General features: G+C 66.3%; 14 protein-coding genes. 7 read left to right on the top strand and 7 right to left on the bottom strand.

What is annotated here, in order from left to right; translation table 11 throughout:
* Positions 1–191: 191 nt before the first annotated feature.
* Complete coding sequence (locus ROV93_RS12245) at positions 192–2,354, bottom strand: S46 family peptidase (RefSeq protein WP_061480604.1); 2,163 nt, start codon at positions 2,352–2,354, stop codon at positions 192–194.
* A gap of 373 nt (positions 2,355–2,727) precedes the next feature.
* On the opposite strand from ROV93_RS12245, the gene tdh reads away from it, so the two are divergent.
* A complete protein-coding gene (gene tdh / locus ROV93_RS12240) occupies positions 2,728–3,750 on the top strand; it encodes an L-threonine 3-dehydrogenase (RefSeq protein WP_005415442.1) in 1,023 nt (340 codons plus the stop codon).
* Between the two features lie 194 nt (positions 3,751–3,944).
* Here the strand turns inward: tdh and ROV93_RS12235 are convergent, their stop codons facing one another.
* Positions 3,945–4,640, bottom strand: a complete 696-nt coding sequence (locus ROV93_RS12235; protein ID WP_072169153.1) for a TorF family putative porin — start codon at positions 4,638–4,640, stop codon at positions 3,945–3,947.
* A 205-nt stretch (positions 4,641–4,845) separates the two neighbouring features.
* On the opposite strand from ROV93_RS12235, the gene kbl reads away from it, so the two are divergent.
* On the top strand, positions 4,846–6,054 hold the full coding sequence (gene kbl, locus ROV93_RS12230; protein ID WP_005415440.1) for a glycine C-acetyltransferase: 1,209 nt from the start codon (positions 4,846–4,848) through the stop codon (positions 6,052–6,054).
* 127 nt (positions 6,055–6,181) lie between these two features.
* On the opposite strand, the gene ROV93_RS12225 is transcribed toward kbl, so the two are convergent.
* From ROV93_RS12225 to ROV93_RS12210, 4 genes are all read right to left on the bottom strand, one after another.
* Positions 6,182–6,517 carry a hypothetical protein gene (locus tag ROV93_RS12225; RefSeq protein ID WP_005415439.1) on the bottom strand — a complete coding sequence of 112 codons (336 nt, stop codon included), beginning with the start codon at positions 6,515–6,517 and terminating at the stop codon, positions 6,182–6,184.
* Positions 6,518–6,601: 84 nt separating this feature from the next.
* Positions 6,602–7,408: a pseudouridine synthase gene (locus ROV93_RS12220; protein WP_072169152.1), complete on the bottom strand. Its 807-nt coding sequence runs from the start codon at positions 7,406–7,408 to the stop codon at positions 6,602–6,604.
* 20 nt (positions 7,409–7,428) lie between these two features.
* Positions 7,429–7,935, bottom strand: coding sequence for a hypothetical protein (locus ROV93_RS12215; RefSeq protein WP_005408235.1), 507 nt, complete (start codon positions 7,933–7,935; stop codon positions 7,429–7,431).
* A gap of 218 nt (positions 7,936–8,153) precedes the next feature.
* Positions 8,154–9,245, bottom strand: a complete 1,092-nt coding sequence (locus ROV93_RS12210) for an OmpA family protein (protein WP_049416163.1) — start codon at positions 9,243–9,245, stop codon at positions 8,154–8,156.
* 357 nt (positions 9,246–9,602) lie between these two features.
* Here ROV93_RS12210 and ROV93_RS12205 point away from each other — a divergent pair, with 357 nt between their 5' ends.
* From ROV93_RS12205 to ROV93_RS12185, 5 genes are all read left to right on the top strand, one after another.
* Complete coding sequence (locus tag ROV93_RS12205) at positions 9,603–10,622, top strand: zinc-binding alcohol dehydrogenase family protein (protein ID WP_072169151.1); 1,020 nt, start codon at positions 9,603–9,605, stop codon at positions 10,620–10,622.
* Between the two features lie 192 nt (positions 10,623–10,814).
* Entirely contained in the window at positions 10,815–11,447 is a 633-nt protein-coding gene (locus ROV93_RS12200; protein ID WP_072169150.1) for a hypothetical protein, read from the top strand.
* Between the two features lie 134 nt (positions 11,448–11,581).
* Positions 11,582–13,612, top strand: a complete 2,031-nt coding sequence (locus ROV93_RS12195; RefSeq protein ID WP_072169149.1) for an NADPH-dependent 2,4-dienoyl-CoA reductase — start codon at positions 11,582–11,584, stop codon at positions 13,610–13,612.
* Positions 13,613–13,913: 301 nt separating this feature from the next.
* Positions 13,914–14,372 (top strand): cell wall hydrolase, encoded by a 459-nt coding sequence (locus ROV93_RS12190; protein WP_004154513.1) that lies wholly within the window; start codon positions 13,914–13,916, stop codon positions 14,370–14,372.
* An 84-nt stretch (positions 14,373–14,456) separates the two neighbouring features.
* Entirely contained in the window at positions 14,457–15,068 is a 612-nt protein-coding gene (locus tag ROV93_RS12185; RefSeq protein WP_072169148.1) for a glutathione S-transferase N-terminal domain-containing protein, read from the top strand.
* Positions 15,069–15,143: 75 nt separating this feature from the next.
* On the opposite strand, the gene ROV93_RS12180 is transcribed toward ROV93_RS12185, so the two are convergent.
* Complete coding sequence (locus ROV93_RS12180) at positions 15,144–16,199, bottom strand: suppressor of fused domain protein (protein WP_072169147.1); 1,056 nt, start codon at positions 16,197–16,199, stop codon at positions 15,144–15,146.
* Between the last annotated feature and the right edge of the window lie 40 nt (positions 16,200–16,239).

The raw sequence follows: 16,239 nt of genomic DNA, 5'->3' as shown, positions 1-16,239 counted from the left end.
CGTGCAAGGGGTCCTGGGGGGGAGGAGGTTCCCGCGTTTCGTTCACATCCTGTGAAGTGCGCGGAACACGGATGATACCTGTTCGGCGCGCCGGGTCGGGGCGGGCATGAAAAAACCCCGCGACGTGGGTCGCGGGGTTTCGAAAACTCCGGCTGTCTGGTCGAGGTTGCCGGCCAGCGGCCGGCACTACCTTACTTCGCCAGGTTCAGTTCCTTCAGCAGCTGCGGCGCCGGCGCCACTTCCTGCATGATCCACTGCATGTAGCGGCTGTCGACGGCGATCATGCGGGTCATCACCGGGTCGAACACCCAGTTGGAGCTGACCGATTCCCAGTTGCCGTCGAATGCCAGGCCGACCAGCCTGCCGTTGGCGTCCAGCACCGGCGAACCCGAGTTGCCGCCGGTGATGTCCAGGTTGGACAGGAAGTTCACCGGCACCGAGCCGATGCGCTTGTCTTCCAGGCCGCCATAACGCTTGGCCTTGACCGCATCGAGCAGCGCCTTCGGCGAATCGAACGGATCTTCACCGGTTTCCTTTGCCGCCACGCCTTCCAGGGTGGTGAACGGGGTGTACTTCACGCCGTCCTTGCCGTAGCCCATGACGTTGCCGAAGGTGATGCGCAGCGACAGGTTGGCGTCCGGGTAGACGAACTCGCCCTGGCTCTTCTTGTAGTCGGCCACGGCCTGCAGGTACAGCGGACGCGCGGTCAGCGATTCACCTTCGCGGATCTTCTTCTGCTCTTCCTGCTTCAGCAGCGCCGGCATGACAGCCACGGCGTACTGGATGGCCGGATCGCTGCTGGCTTCAAACGCGGCACGGTCGGCCTTGAACCACTTCAGGCGTGCGTCCAGGCTGCCGAGCTCGGTGCCCGACAGCTTGCCCACCAGCGCCTTGACTGCGTTGGCATCGCTGCCGGCCAGCCACTTGTTCAGCACTTCATTGTCGCGCTGCGCGGCCGGCAGAGCCACGTACTGCTCCAGCCAGTAGGCCTGCAGCTGCTGGTCCATCTTCGCCACGTAGCGGCGGTCCATCTGCTTCAGGCCACCTTCAATGGTGGTCAGGTCGCGTTCCTGGTAACCGGCTTCGCGCTCGGCATCCGGCTTGCTGCGCTCGATCGACAGGCGGTACAGGGTGATTGCCGCGCCAACGGCCGAGGTGTTGTTGAACTGACCAACGAACAGGTCGCGTTCGCGGGTCGACTTGCTGGTATCCAGATGCTTGAGCAGCTGCGCATGTGCGGCCAGCGCGGGCTTGCCGGCAGCGCCCTGCTTCTTCAGCCACGCCAGCACGGCGGCCTCTTCCGCCTGTTTCTGGCCGGCGGCGTCGATGCGCTTGAAGCCTTCCAGCTGGCCCAGGTAGTTCTTGGCCACGTTGTTCATGCTGGCGGCGGTGGCGGCGTACTTCACCTTGACGTCGGCGTCGGCCTTGCCGGCGTCGGCGATCATCTTGAGCACGGCGTTGTAGTGCTTGGCGATGGTCGGGTAGGTGAAGCTGGCGGTTTCGTTGAACTCACCGGCCAGCGCATAGCGGTTGGTGCGGCCCGGGTAGCCGGCCACCATCACGAAGTCGTCGGCGCCCAGCGGCTGGTCGGCGAACTTCAGGAAGTGCTTGGGCTGGTACGGCACGTTGTCGGCGGCGAAGGCGGCCGGCTTGCCATCCTTGCCGACGTAGGCGCGGTAGAACGAGAAATCGCCGGTGTGGCGCGGCCACATCCAGTTGTCGACGTCGCCGCCGAACTTGCCGACGCTGCCCGGGGGCGCGTAGACCAGGCGCACGTCCTTGATTTCCATGTTGCGGAACAGGCGATAGGTGTTGCCGCCGGAGAAGCTGTACAGGCGGCAGCGGAAGCCGGCATCGGCTTCACAGGCGGCAACCTGGGCCTTGTCGAAGGCGTCCAGCGCGCGACTGCGGGCCAGCGGGTCGTTGCCGGCGGCGGCGATGGCGGCCTTGGCCTGGGCGGTGACGTCGGTGATCTGGTCGAGCACGAACACGCGGGCGTTCGGGCCGGCGCTCAGTTCATCCTTCAGGGTCGGCGCGTTGAAGCCGTCCTTGATCAGGTTCTTCTGCGCGGTCGAATTGAGCTGGATGGCGCCATACGCGCAGTGGTGGTTGGTGACCACCAGGCCCTGCGGCGAGACGAAGCTGGCGGTGCAGCCACCCAGCGCAACCACCGCACCCATCGGGTCACCGGTCAGGTTGGCCAGCTGCTCCGGGGACAGCTTCAGGCCGGCCTTCTGCAGCGGCCCGGCGATTTCCGGCAGCTGCTGCGGCACCCACATGCCTTCTGCGGCGTGGGCGACCTGGACCAGCCCAAGGCTGGCGACGATGGAAAATGCAAGCAGGTTCGAGCGCATGGAGCGGCCCCTGGTAGTGGAACCCTCGATTGTAGCCCGCCGCCCTGCCCCGGCCCGAACCCCGGAAGTCATGGGCCTGCTTCTTGCTCTGCGCACATCGGCCGCGCACACGGAATCGTCCAGAGGGGGCGTGGTCACCCTGCCCGGGACTGTTGGCGCCATGGATGGGCTTTTGCGTGTCCCGGCCAGGGTGACCACGCCCCCTCCCCCCGGAATCAGGGAGGCGCTGCTGTTTGCAGTACGTTCGAAACGCCCGCCGGCGCACGCCTTTCGTTCCGCCAAAGCACCCGCAGCGCAACATGGGAAATCCGCGCGGCACCCTATAATCCGCGCTTTCCCCCTGATGAGTTCCACCCCGATGGCGCAGCAAACGATGAAGGCCCTGGTCAAGCGCGAAGCAGCCAAGGGCATCTGGATGGAAGAGGTTCCGGTGCCGACTCCGGGCCCCAACCAGGTGTTGATCAAGCTCGAGAAGACCGCGATCTGCGGTACCGACCTGCACATCTACCTGTGGGACGAGTGGAGCCAGCGCACGATCAAGCCGGGCCTGACCATCGGCCATGAATTCGTCGGTCGCATTGCCGAAATCGGCCCGGGCGTGACCGGCTACGAGATCGGCCAGCGCGTCTCGGCCGAAGGCCACATCGTCTGCGGCCACTGCCGCAACTGCCGTGGCGGCCGCCCGCACCTGTGCCCGAACACCGTCGGCATCGGCGTCAACGTCAATGGTGCCTTTGCCGAATACATGGTGATGCCGGCCAGCAACCTGTGGCCGATCCCGGACCAGATCCCGTCGGAGCTGGCCGCGTTCTTCGACCCGTACGGCAACGCTGCGCACTGCGCACTGGAATTCGACGTGATCGGTGAGGACGTGCTGATCACCGGCGCGGGCCCGATCGGCATCATCGCCGCCGGCATCTGCAAGCACATCGGTGCGCGCAACGTGGTGGTGACCGACGTCAACGACTTCCGCCTGAAGCTGGCCGCCGACATGGGTGCCACCCGCGTGGTCAACGTCGCCAACCAGTCGCTGAAGGACGTGATGAAGGAACTGCACATGGAGGGCTTCGATGTGGGCCTGGAAATGAGCGGCAACCCGCGTGCGTTCAACGACATGCTCGACTGCATGTACCACGGTGGCAAGATCGCCATGCTGGGCATCATGCCCAAGGGTGCCGGCTGCGACTGGGACAAGATCATCTTCAAGGGCCTGACCGTGCAAGGCATCTACGGCCGCAAGATGTATGAGACCTGGTACAAGATGACCCAGCTGGTGCTGTCCGGCTTCCCGCTCGGCAAGGTGATGACCCACCAGCTGCCTATCGACGACTTCCAGAAGGGCTTCGACCTGATGGAAGAAGGCAAGGCCGGCAAGGTCGTGCTCAGCTGGAACTGATTCACCGTGCCCTCGGCACGTTGAATCAGTCCGCGCATGTTTCCTTATCCCCGCGCCATTGGCGCGCCCCCTTGAACAACAAGGGGGCTCTCCCCCGGATGGGATCAAGAACACTGCGGAATTGAAAAAGGCGCCCGATGGGCGCCTTTTTCGTAAAGCATGCCAGGCAAGCCTGGCACCTACCGAAGCAAGGGTTACTTGCCGACGGCCACGGTCAGCAGCACGCGGCTGTGTGCCAGCTTGCCCGAGTTGTCACGGCCATTGCCGTCGGTACCGTAGTAGCCCAGGCCGACGTTGAACAGGCCGAACTGGCGGCTGACGCCGACGTTCCAGTCGGTGTAGTCCTTGGCCAGGCCCTTCTCGAAGCTGCTGCGGCCGACATTGGCATTCAGGGTGAAGTCCTTCGGCAGGCCCCAGCTGCCGCCCAGGCCGAAGTACCAGCCATCGGTGCTGCTGTTCCAGACATCGTTGGTGTAGGCCACCGTCAGCTTGTAGGTTTCATCCAGCGTGGTGGTGGTGATCAGCTCGTTGTAGTTCAGCTCGCTGGCACCGAGGTAGGTGTAGCGGTTCAGCAGCGCGTCGAAATTGACGCGGGGCGTGACGTCAACGCCGTAGCCGATCTGGTAGTCCACCTCGGTGCTCGGGTCGCCCGGACCGAAGTCGACGCCCGAACCCCAGACACCGGCATACAGGCCGACCGGCGAGGTGTAGGTGAAACCGGCCTGCAGGGTCGGCTTTTCGTCGGTCTGCGAGACACCACGGAACAGGTAGTCCGACACGGCGGTGACGTTCCAGCTGTACGGCGATTCGTTTTCCTGGGCACTGGCGGCGAACGGGGCAGCCAGGGTCAAGGCAGCGGCAATGGCGAGGCAGGCACGGGCGTGCTTCATGAGCGTCTCCGGTGGGGGCGGTGGCGTGGAAGGCCGAGGGCGGGCGTATCGGCCGGAACGGGACAGCTCCGGTTCACGAATTTTTAACCACTTTGCTATTGCGATGCAACATGCGCCGGCCGTGGCGATGCCCCGCCCGGGCCGGTCGGCAAGCGGCGATGCCCGTTAGAATCAGCGGTTTCCCGTTCAGAGCCGTGCCCACGCCATGACCGACGCCTCCTCCGCCCTGACCCGCCACTACGCCGAGGAACTGGACGCCATCCGCGCCCAGGGCCTGTTCAAGTCCGAGCGGATCATCACCAGCCCGCAGTCGGCCGAGATCACCCTCGACGACGGCCGCAAGGTGCTGAATTTCTGTGCCAACAACTACCTGGGACTGGCCGACCATCCGGACCTGATCCAGGCCGCCAAGGACGCACTCGATACCCACGGCTTCGGCATGGCCTCGGTGCGCTTCATCTGCGGCACGCAGGACCTGCACAAGCAGCTGGAAAAGCAGATCGCCGACTTCTTCGGCAAGCAGGACACCATCCTGTACGCGGCCTGCTTCGACGCCAACGGCGGCCTGTTCGAGCCGCTGCTTGGCGAGAACGACGCGATCATTTCCGATGCACTGAACCATGCTTCGATCATCGACGGCGTGCGTCTGTGCAAGGCCAAGCGCTTCCGCTACGCCAACTGTGACATGGCCGATCTGGAAGCCCAGCTGCAGGCCGCCGATGCCGCCGGCTGCAAGACCAAGCTGATCACCACCGACGGCGTGTTCTCGATGGATGGCTTCATCGCGCCGCTGGACGAGATCACCGCGCTGGCAAAGAAGTACAACGCCCTGGTGCACATCGACGAATGCCACGCCACCGGCTTCCTTGGCGCCACCGGCCGCGGCTCGGCCGAAGTGAAGGGGGTGCTGGAGAAGATCGACATCATCACCGGCACTCTGGGCAAGGCCATGGGTGGCGCACTGGGCGGCTTCACCTGCGCCAGCGCCGAGGTGATCGAACTGCTGCGCCAGCGCTCGCGCCCGTACCTGTTCTCCAACTCGCTGCCGCCGCACGTGGTGGCCGCCGGCATCAAGGCGTTCGAAATGCTGGCGGCCGCTGACGACCTGCGCAGCACCCTGGCCGAGAACACCGCCTACTTCCGCGAAAAGATGACCGCCGCCGGTTTCGACGTGAAGCCGGGCGTGCATCCGATCAGCCCGGTGATGCTGTATGACGCACCGTTGGCGCAGAAGTTCGCCGAGCGCCTGCTGGAAGAAGGCATCTACGCCATCGGCTTCTTCTTCCCGGTGGTACCCAAGGGCCAGGCCCGCATCCGTACCCAGATCAGCGCCGCGCACAGCCGCGAGCACCTGGACCGGGCGATTGATGCGTTCACCCGCATTGGTGTCGAACTGGGCGTGGTCAAGGGCTGATCATGGCCGGGGTCGGATCGCTTTCCGCAGGAAAGGGCTCTGACCCCGCACGGTCAAAGCGTGCCGACCAAGGTCGGCACCTACCGGAGCCTGATGACGTGCCGACCAGGGTCGGCACCCACGGGCGTCACTTCTTTTTCTTCTTGCCCTTCGGCTCTTCCTTGCTGGCAACCACTACCGGCTTGGCGGCAGCGTCCTGGCCATTGCCCTTGGCAACGCGGATGCCGTTGGCCTTCATCCAGGCATCGAACTCATCGGCGGTCATCTTCTTGTCGCCGTTGCTCATCAGGAAGCGGTAACTGCCGCGACCATCCAGCTCCGGGGTTTTCACTTCCACCACCGGGGTCTCGGCAGGCGTTTCCGCCTTGGCCACCTTCTTGTGGCCGCCGCAGGCGGCCAGCAGCACCATCGGCAGCAGCAGGCCTGCACAGCGCAGGGTTTGATTGAGGGTCGGGTGGTACATGGCAGGCTCCGTTCGGGAAAGTCGACAGCCAGGCGCCCCCTACGCCTGGAACGGCGGCCCGCAACTGCCGGCCACGGGCGATGATCAGCCCGGTGCAGCGGCCCCCAGCCGCTGCTGGTCGCTGACCTGCAGAACCCGCCACTGGCCCTTGCCGAGATCGCCGAGCAGCAGCCCACCGATCGCGACCCGGACCAGGCGCAGCACCTGCAGGTCGAAGGCCGCCAACAGGCGGCGGATATGGCGGTTGCGGCCCTCGTCGAGGACCACCTCCAGCCATGCGGTCTTGTCGCCACTGCGCAGTACGCGCACGGCACAGGCGGCGAGGAGCTCGCCCGCGTCTTCGACACCGGCGCGCAGCGCGGCCAGGGTGTCCTCATCGGGCAGACGATCCACCTGCACGTGATAGGTCTTCTGCGGGCCGGTCTCCGGATCGGTCAGGTGCGCCGCCCACTGCGGATCATTGCTGAACAACAGCAAGCCTTCGCTGGCCTTGTCCAGGCGCCCGACCGGCGCGATCCACGGCAGGCCGGCACCATCGAAGCAGCGATACACGGTGTCGCGACCACGCTCGTCCTGCGCCGTGGTGACCACCCCGCGCGGCTTGTTGAGCATCAGGTACAGGCGCTGCGGCGCCCCCATCGGCTGGCCGTCGACCTCGATCGGCGGGGGCGGACTGGCAATCGGGAACTCGGGATCACGAACGATGCGGCCGGACACGCGCACGCGGCCCTCGGCGATCCAGCGCGCGGCCTCGCTGCGCGAGCACACGCCGGCCTTGGACAGTATGCGCGCCAGGCCATGGCGCACGCCACTGGTGACATTCGGAGTCGCACGCCCACGCGGTGCGCGGGAGCGGGCGGCGGGGGCGGCAGGTGGGCGGCGCGTGCGCAAGCCTCTGCTCCCCGCGGCGCTTACTTCTTGTCGACCGGCTTGGTCTCAGCCGGTGCTTCGGCCGGGGCCGGAGTGGCGGCCGGAGCCGGACGCGCCTTGACCACGCGAACACCGCGCGCCTTCATCCAGGCGTCGAACTCTTCGGCGGTCATGCGCTTGCCGTTCTGGCTCATGTCGAAGCGCCAGGGCGTGTTGTCGAATTCGGTCTGCGGCTTATAGGCCGCCGGATCGTTCGGCTTCACCGCCGGTGCGCTCGGAATGGCCTTGGCGATGTTCTGGCAGCCGTCGATGCGCAGGCGCTGCAGCACCTGGTCCAGCGACTGCGACGGGTCGTAGTTGCTGCTCAGCACACCGGCCGGCATGCCCAGCTGGTTGCCACGGATGTACAGCTCGTCGGCCACCGGCGCGATGGTCGTGGCCGGCAACGGCAGCGGCGAGGCGCTGGTGTTGACCGAGCAATCGACCGCAGCGTGGGCGGCGGGAACCAGGGCCAGCGCCAGGACGGCGGCCGATGCAGAGCGCAGCATGAGGGGCATCCACGGAAGGAAGTGACGCGGCGAGTTTAGCAATGCCGTGTCAGCTTTCAAGCGCCACTTTCAATGAATACGACAACTTATTGGTTTTACGGACAAAAAGACGACGAACGGTCGCCTTGCCGGGTCACAGGCGAGCTTCCTGGCCGCAGAAACAACAAGACCCGGCCGAAGCCGGGTCCTGCTGTGTCCTACGGGCAGAGCGTCAGAACTTAGTTCTGGACGTTCAGCTCGGTACGACGGTTCTTGGCGCGACCTTCCGGGTTGTCCGAACCATCCGGGTTGGTGTTCGGAGCAATCGGACGGCTCTCGCCGTAGCCGATCGGGCCGACCAGGCGACCGGCGTCAACGCCGTTCTTGGTCAGGTAGTTGTACACGGCGGTAGCACGACGCTCCGACAGCTTCTGGTTGTAAGCGTCGGTACCCTTCGAGTCGGTGTGACCGGCAACTTCAACGCGCAGATCCGGGTAACGCTTCAGGATCTCGGTGGCTTCGCTCAGGATCGCCACAGCGTCCGGACGCAGGTTCGACTTGTCGAAGTCGAAGTTGACGCCCTTCAGGTCGATGGAGACCGGAACCGGGCAACCGTCCGGACCGATGGTCTGACCCGGCTGCGAGTTCGGGCACTTGTCGTCGCAGTTGTTGACGCCGTCACCGTCGTCGTCCAGGTCGGCGCAGCTCGGGGCAACCGGAGCCGGAGCCGGAGCAGCCGCGACCGGAGCCGGGCCCAGCGGGATCACGACGCCGACCGAAGCCAGCACGTCGCCGAACCAGCTCTCGTCACGTGCGGCGATGCTCTGGTCGTCGAAGTCAGCGCGGTAGGCCACTTCGGCGCGGACAGCAACACGCTTCTCGAAGGTGGTCTGCAGGCCGACGCCCAGCTTGGCGGCAACATTGCCGTCCTTACGCTGGCGCGGGCCGTTGTTGTCGAGCGCAGCGTACTCTTCTTCCGACTTCTGGTAGCCCAGGCCACCGACGATGTACGGGTTCCAGCCGCGGCCTTCCTTGATGAAGTGGCGACGCAGGTCCAGCGAGACGCCGTACTGCGACCAGTTCAGGTCCTGGTTGCTGTCGAAGTTCGGGTTCTGGTAGTTCAGCTCACCGTCCAGCGACCAGTTCGGGCTGATGAACTTACCCAGGCCCAGAGTCACGAACGGAGCGTCATTGGTCAGACGGTCGCTGTCCTGGAAGTTGAAGCCGGCCGAACCGGTCAGGTACCAGCGGTCATCGAACTCCTGCGCCGAAGCTGCCTGGGCGAAAGCCAGGCCGCCCAGCAGCGCGGCAGTAAGGATCTTCTTGTTCATTGAGTACAGCTCCTATTTCGGGGGTATGAAACCGGTAGAGGCATGGGCCAGCACTAGTGCGTCGATGTTCGACAGCCGATTCAGCACGCCACCGCCGCGAACATTATGCTCAGGCGGGTGAAGGCCATGTTAACAGTCCCGTAACATGTGAAGTGTTGCGCCCGACCGTCCACCGGTCCGACGTTGAAACCCTATACAGGATGATGAAAATCCGCAAGACCCACACGCTGCAAGGGTTTGACGGGGTTTAGGCGCGAGAAGCGACATATTGCGCAACGTGCTGCATCACACGGTTCAGCGCGTCTGAGGAAACGTGAGGAACCTTATGATGGGATCACGAACCCAGCCGGAGCCGTGATGAAAGCCGTCGCCCTGAGTCGTGAATACGCGCCCGCCCTGCGTGATGTCCTGCTGCCGCCGCCGCTGCCTCCTCGCGGTCGCGATCTGCTGGTGCGGATCGAAGCGGTTTCGGTCAACCCCGTCGATGGCAAGCAGCGGGCCGCCACCGATCCGGCCACTCTTGAGGTTCCCCGGGTGCTCGGCTGGGACGCAGCCGGCGTGGTCGAAGCCATCGGTGACGAGGCCAGCCTGTTCGCCTCCGGTGACGAGGTCTACTTCGCCGGTGACGTTACCCGGCCGGGCTGCAACGCCCAGTACCAGTGGGTTGATGAGCGCCTGGTCGCGCGCAAGCCGACCACGCTCGATTTCGCTGAAGCGGCGGCGCTGCCGTTGACCACTCTCACAGCCTGGGAACTGCTGTTCCAGCGCATGCCGCTGCAGCTCGATGGCCGCCGCCACGTGGGCCAGCACCTGCTGGTGATCGGCGGCGCCGGCGGCGTCGGCTCGATGGCGATCCAGCTGGCACGCCATGCCGGTTTCGAGGTGATCGCCACCGCCTCGCGCGAGGCCTCAATCGAGTGGTGCCGGCAGATGGGGGCCACGCATGTGATCGACCATCGGCAGCCACTGCAGCCCCAGTTGCGGGCGCTGGGCATCGATGCGGTGCAGGTCGCGCTCAATCTGGCCGACACCGACCACTACTGGGATGAACTGGGCCAGCTGCTGGCACCGCAGGGCCACGTCGGCCTGATCGTCGAGCCGCGGGGTGCGCTGCGCATCGGCGATCCCTACAAGGCCAAATGCATCGGCATCCACTGGGAATTCATGTTCGCGCGTTCGCGCTTCGCCACCGCCGACTGTATCGAACAGCACCGCATCCTCAGCCGTGCGGCCAGCATGATCGATGCCGGCCAGCTGCGTGGCACGCTCAAGGAAACGCTGGGCACGATCAATGCGGCCAACCTGGACATCGCGCATCAGCGCCTGGCCAGCGGGCGCACGGTAGGCAAGCTGGCGCTGGTCGGCTGGGACGACTGACGCGGTGATGTAGAGCCGAGCCCACGCTCGGCTGCTGTGCCTGCCGCCACCCGCAGAGCACGGGCTCGGCCCTGCACAACCGCCCGCATGCAGGATCGACGCTACCTGTAGCGGCGGATTGGCCGGCATCTGTATCTATGGATGATGCAGAAACAGCGATACGGTGGAAACAGATCCCCCCCCCGGACCGCCATGCCCACCACCCTGCCCTTGCGCCTGCTGCAATTGATCACCGGCCTGTTCCTGTACGGCTTCGGCGCCTCGCTGATGATCCGTGCCGCCATCGGCGTGGCACCCTGGGATGTGCTGTCGCAGGGCATCGCTGCGCAGACGCCACTGTCATTCGGCCTGGCAACCAATGCCATCGGTGCATTGGTGCTGCTGCTGTGGTGGCCGCTGCGGCAGAAGCCGGGCGTCGGCACCGTGCTCAACGTGATGCTGATCGGCCCCTCCGCACAGTTCGGGCTGTGGCTGCTGCCGCCGGCCGTCGGCCTTGGCTGGCAGCTGGCGATGTTCTGTGGCGGCATGCTGCTGGTGGCGCTGGCCACCGGCCTGTACATCGGTGCCCGCCTTGGCCCGGGGCCACGCGATGGCCTGATGACCGGTCTGCATGCCCGTACCGGCTGGCCGATCTGGAAGGTGCGCAGCCTGATCGAAGGCAGCGTACTGCTGCTGGGCTGGTGCCTGGGCGGCAATGTCGGCCTCGGCACCCTCGCCTTCGCCCTGCTGATCGGGCCGCTGTGCGGAATGACGCTGGGCTGGTTCGGGATCGGTCGGCCCGCGCCGGTTGTGCCGGCCGCTGGCCGGCAACCGCAATCGCCCTGAGTTGACCGGAATGCCGGCCAGCGGCCGGCACTGCCAAACCGTCAGACAGCGGCCAGCCCTTCCAAAGAAGCGGGCCTTGCCCCGGCCGCCGTTTCGCGGCACGCTTCGCGCTTCCGTACGCAAGCGTATCGACCATGTCGCCAGCCAACGAAAGCGCCTATCCCCACCTGTTCGCCCCGCTGGACCTGGGCTTCACCCAGCTGCGCAATCGCGTCCTGATGGGTTCGATGCACACCGGCCTGGAAGATCGCGCCCGCGACTTCCCGCGGCTGGCGGCCTACTTCGCCGAGCGCGCCGAGGGCGGCGTCGGCCTGATCGTCACCGGCGGCTTCGCGCCCAATGTGGTCGGTTGGCTGAAGCCATTCGGTGGCAAGCTGTCCTGGCCCTGGGAAGTGCGGCCGCACCGCCAGCTCACCGCCGCCGCGCACCAGCACGGCGCGAAGATCTGCCTGCAGCTGCTGCATGCCGGCCGCTATGCCTACCACCCGTTGTCGGTGGCACCGACGAAGCTGAAGGCACCGATCAACCCGTTCACCCCGCGCGCATTGTCGGCCAGCGGCGTAGAGCGCCATATCGCCGACTACGCTCGCAGTGCCAAGCTGGCCCGCGAGGCCGGCTACGACGGCGTGGAAGTGATGGGCTCGGAGGGCTACCTCATCAACGAGTTCATCGCCCCGCGCACCAACAAGCGCGCCGATGCCTGGGGCGGCGACGCGCGCCAGCGCATGCGCTTCGCGGTCGAGATCGTGCGCCGCATCCGCGAGGCCTGCGGCCCGGACTTCATCATCATCTACCGCCTGTCACTGGTGGATCTGGTCGACGACGGCAGCGACTGGGACGAGATCGTTCAGCAGGCGCAGGCGATCGAGGCGGCTGGCGCAACGATCATCAATTCCGGCATCGGCTGGCACGAAGCGCGCATTCCGACCATCGCCACCTCGGTGCCGCGCGCGGCCTTTGCCGGCGTCACCGCCAAGCTCAAGCCGCATGTGAAGGTACCGCTGGTGGCGACCAACCGCATCAACATGCCCGACGTTGCCGAACGCATCCTGGCCGGTGGCGGCGCCGACATGGTGTCGCTGGCACGCCCGCTGCTGGCCGACCCGCAGTGGCCGAACAAGGCCCGTGCCGGCCGCGCGGAGGCGATCAACACCTGCATCGCCTGCAACCAGGCCTGCCTGGACCACGTGTTCGAGAACAAGCTGGCCAGCTGCCTGGTCAATCCGCGCGCCGCCCACGAGACCGAGCTGGTCTATCGTCCCACGGCTACGCCGAAGAAGGTCGCGGTGGTCGGTGCCGGCCCCGCCGGCCTGGCCTGCGCCACTGTCGCTGCCCAGCGTGGCCACCAGGTCACCCTGTTCGATGCCAATGATGAGATCGGCGGCCAGTTCAACGTGGCCAAGCGCATCCCCGGCAAGGAAGAGTTCCACGAGACCCTGCGCTACTTCCGCCACGCGCTGCAGGAGACCGGCGTACAGCTGCGCCTGGGTACCCGCGTCGACGCTTCCCAACTGGCTGGCTTCGACGAGGTGGTGCTGGCCACCGGCATCACCCCGCGCAAGGTCGATTTCCCCGGTGCCGATCACGCCAAGGTGGTGAGCTACCTGGACGTGCTGCTGGGACGGGTCGAAGTGGGCGCCAATGCGGCGATCATCGGCGCCGGCGGCATCGGCTTCGATGTCGGCGAATTCCTCAGCCACGCCGGTGAATCCCCCTCGCTGGATCCGCAGCGCTGGATGGCCGAATGGGGCGTGGATGCCAGCTTCGAGGCACGCGGCTCGCTGGGCCGGCCCGAGGTCGAGCCGTCACCGCGGCGCTTGTGGCTGCTGCAGCGCAGCCCAGGCAAGCCGGGCGCGCGGCTGGGCAAGACCACCGGCTGGATCCATCGCGCCACGCTGAAGGCCAAGGGCGTGCGCATGCTCGGTGGCGTCGAGTACCTGGGGGTGGACGACGAGGGCCTGCGCATCCGCGTGGACGGCAGCGAACAGCTGCTGCCGGTCGACCATGTGGTGATCTGCGCCGGGCAGGAACCGAACCGCACGCTGCGGGCCGAACTGCAGGCGGCCGGCATCAACGCGCAGCTGATCGGTGGTGCCGACGTGGCCGCCGAACTCGATGCGAAACGCGCCATCGACCAGGGCAGCCGGGTCGCCGCCGCGCTCTGATGAGCGCCTGAATGGGGGACGGAATGTGATTTCCGTCACCCCGGTTGAACCTGAATGTCAAGCCGAGCGGTTCATGATGCGTTCGGCTATGCCCCCCTACCTTGCGCCATCTTTCCGCTCACCAGCCAGTTTCCGGTGAGCCGGCGCAGTCCCCACGATCGGTACTGATCGTTTCTTTTGGGGCTGCCCACGGGGCGGCCCCGATGGCCGCCTCCCCATGACGCCAAGCCGTCCCCCGCCTCCTGCCGCCCCGCGGCCGGAACCGGAGGGTGCGGCCCATACGGAGCAAGGAGTTGGTTATATGAAACTGGCCTGGATTCTCTGGCTGTCGCAGTTGTTGCCTCAGCCGGCCGCTGATTCACTGTGTTTGAGCACCACCGTCTACCTGGAAGCCCGCGACCAGACCCTGCGCGGCCAGCAGGCTGTTGCCGAGGTCGCCCTGCGCCGTCTCGACAGTGGCCTGTGGGGCGACTCGATGTGCCAGGTGGTCACCGCACGCAAGCAGTTCGCACCGACCATCGTCTCCCCCGGCACCCAGCTGGGCAATGACGCGGCGTGGAGCGAAGCGATGAACGTGGCCTTCGACGCCGAGCGCAACTGGGCGCTGCCGGCCGGCGAACGCCGCGAGATCGTCCCTGGTGCCAGCCACTTCGCCGCGCTGTCCATCGCCAGCCCGAACTGGCGCAACGCCTACCAGGTGGCGACCATCGGCGATCACACCTTCTACAAGGTGCAGAACCTCAAGCCGCGGCAGTCGTAACGATCCGTGCTGGCGGCAGCGTTGCCGGCCGCCGCCGGGCTCTGGGATAGTGGGCGTTTCCCGCCCGCATCACCTGGAGTTCCCATGAAGCTGTACAGCAAGCCCGGTGCCTGTTCCACCGCCGACCACATCGCCCTGCAGTGGACCGGCCAGCCGTTCGAGGTTGAACTGCTGAACAAGGACACCCTGAAGGGTCCGGAATTCCTCAAGATCAATCCGGCCGGTGCCGTTCCCGCACTGGTCGACGGCGACTTCGTGCTGCTGCAGAACGCCGCGATCATGGGCTACATCGCCGACCGCTTCCCGCAGGCCGGCCTTGGCGGTGACGGCAGTCCGCGCCAGCGCGCCGAAGCCACCCGCTGGCTGGCCTTCGTCAATTCCGACGTGCACCCGGCCTTCTCGCCGCTGTTCGCGCCGGGCAAGTTCATCGCCGACGAGAGCCAGTACGACGCGATCCGCGCCGCCGCGCACAAGCGCCTGCGTAGCCTGTTCGAGACCGCTGACAGGCAGCTGGCCGACAAGCCCTGGCTGGCCGGCTTCCGCAGCTTCGCCGACCCGTACTTCTACATCACCCTGCGCTGGGCCGCCGGTACCAAGGTTGATCTGTCCGGCCTGGACAACCTGGCCGCCTACAAGGCACGCATGGACGCCGATGCCGGCGTGCAGGCCGCGCTGAAGGCCGAAGGCCTGGCCTGACGCCACCGGCTACCAAGCGGGGTCGGATCCGTCTGCGCAGCAGGCGGCTCTGACCCCTCGGCTCCAACGGGGTGATCAGCCGATCTGGCGGATCACTTCGCCCTTGGCATCGCGCAGATAGGTCGGCACCACGTCGATGCGCAGCGCCTCCGTCAACGGGTAGATGCCACGTTCGGCACGCACGCCGGCCAGGGCCCGCAGCCCCGCCTCGCTCAGCGCCCAGCGCGCGCTGTCCGCCGACAGTTCGCCCACGTCGCCATGCCCGGCTGGAATGAACGCCCATTGCCGCTCGCGACCGACCAGTTCCAGCGACTTTCCGTGGCGCAGGCGCAGCGGTAGCAGTTCGCACACGCTGGCGACCTGGCCCGCGCCGAGCACCAGCGTGGTGACGCCCGCCTCCTGCCGCCAGTCCAACGTCTCGACGAACAGCATGCCGGTGCTGGAGCCCTCGCGCTCGCTGCCGGCCCTCACCCGTTCGGCCAATGCCGGATCTTCCAGCAGGTTGCCGCGATGCAGGTCGCTGACCCACAGCGGCATTGCCGGCTGCAGTGCCTGCAGCACGCCACGTGTCGACCAGCGCTTGACCGCCTCCATCTCCTCATCGGTCAGCCCGACCAGCTGCAGGAACTGCAGGTGGCCATTGGCGGTGTCGCGTGCCGGCAACTGCGGGTCGGCAATGAAGGCCAAGTGGCACAACCGCGTGTCGGTCTCCAGTGCGATCGGGCCGTTCGCATTCAGATGGTGGCCATCCTCGAACACGTTGCCGCTGCCGAACACATAGCGCGCCAGGTTCTGCAGCAGGTTCATCGGCCACACCGGCGGCGTGCTGTCGGCGTTCTCAGCGGCTTCGGCAGCAAGACGGAACGTCAGCTCGAAACCATAGCCGCTGGCGGCAGCATCACTGCTCTCCTTGGCATACAGCTCGGAGAAACCGTAGGTGATGTAGTGCCAATGCGGAACCGGCGCATCCGCCCAGTACACGCTGATGCCATCCAGCGGATCCTGGCCGCCGAGCGTGTAGGGAAGCGCGGTGCCGTAGTGTCGCGGCTCCTGCCCGGCATACAGCGGCGCCAGCGCCGCATTGATCGCGTCCCAGCCGGGGGTGTCGGTGTCATCGTGGTCGTCCTGCACGCGGGACTCCTTGTGGGAAAGTGAACCGATCACTTTACGC

It is taken from the genome of Stenotrophomonas maltophilia group sp. msm4, from assembly GCF_032025605.1.
In the GTDB taxonomy this organism is placed as follows: Bacteria; Pseudomonadota; Gammaproteobacteria; order Xanthomonadales; family Xanthomonadaceae; genus Stenotrophomonas; species Stenotrophomonas sepilia.
The sequence above is the reverse complement of the archived record's forward strand: the minus strand, read 5'-3'. Positions and strand labels throughout refer to the sequence as shown.

Bases quoted from the DNA above. Each gene is read 5' to 3' on its own strand.
- ROV93_RS12245 (WP_061480604.1), bottom strand. From the start codon at position 2,354: ATGCGCTCGAACCTGCTTGCATTTTCCATCGTCGCCAGCCTTGGGCTG.
- tdh (WP_005415442.1), top strand. From the start codon at position 2,728: ATGAAGGCCCTGGTCAAGCGCGAAGCAGCCAAGGGCATCTGGATGGAA.
- ROV93_RS12235 (WP_072169153.1), bottom strand. From the start codon at position 4,640: ATGAAGCACGCCCGTGCCTGCCTCGCCATTGCCGCTGCCTTGACCCTG.
- kbl (WP_005415440.1), top strand. From the start codon at position 4,846: ATGACCGACGCCTCCTCCGCCCTGACCCGCCACTACGCCGAGGAACTG.
- ROV93_RS12225 (WP_005415439.1), bottom strand. From the start codon at position 6,517: ATGTACCACCCGACCCTCAATCAAACCCTGCGCTGTGCAGGCCTGCTG.
- ROV93_RS12215 (WP_005408235.1), bottom strand. From the start codon at position 7,935: ATGCTGCGCTCTGCATCGGCCGCCGTCCTGGCGCTGGCCCTGGTTCCC.
- ROV93_RS12210 (WP_049416163.1), bottom strand. From the start codon at position 9,245: ATGAACAAGAAGATCCTTACTGCCGCGCTGCTGGGCGGCCTGGCTTTC.
- ROV93_RS12205 (WP_072169151.1), top strand. From the start codon at position 9,603: ATGAAAGCCGTCGCCCTGAGTCGTGAATACGCGCCCGCCCTGCGTGAT.
- ROV93_RS12200 (WP_072169150.1), top strand. From the start codon at position 10,815: ATGCCCACCACCCTGCCCTTGCGCCTGCTGCAATTGATCACCGGCCTG.
- ROV93_RS12195 (WP_072169149.1), top strand. From the start codon at position 11,582: ATGTCGCCAGCCAACGAAAGCGCCTATCCCCACCTGTTCGCCCCGCTG.
- ROV93_RS12190 (WP_004154513.1), top strand. From the start codon at position 13,914: ATGAAACTGGCCTGGATTCTCTGGCTGTCGCAGTTGTTGCCTCAGCCG.
- ROV93_RS12185 (WP_072169148.1), top strand. From the start codon at position 14,457: ATGAAGCTGTACAGCAAGCCCGGTGCCTGTTCCACCGCCGACCACATC.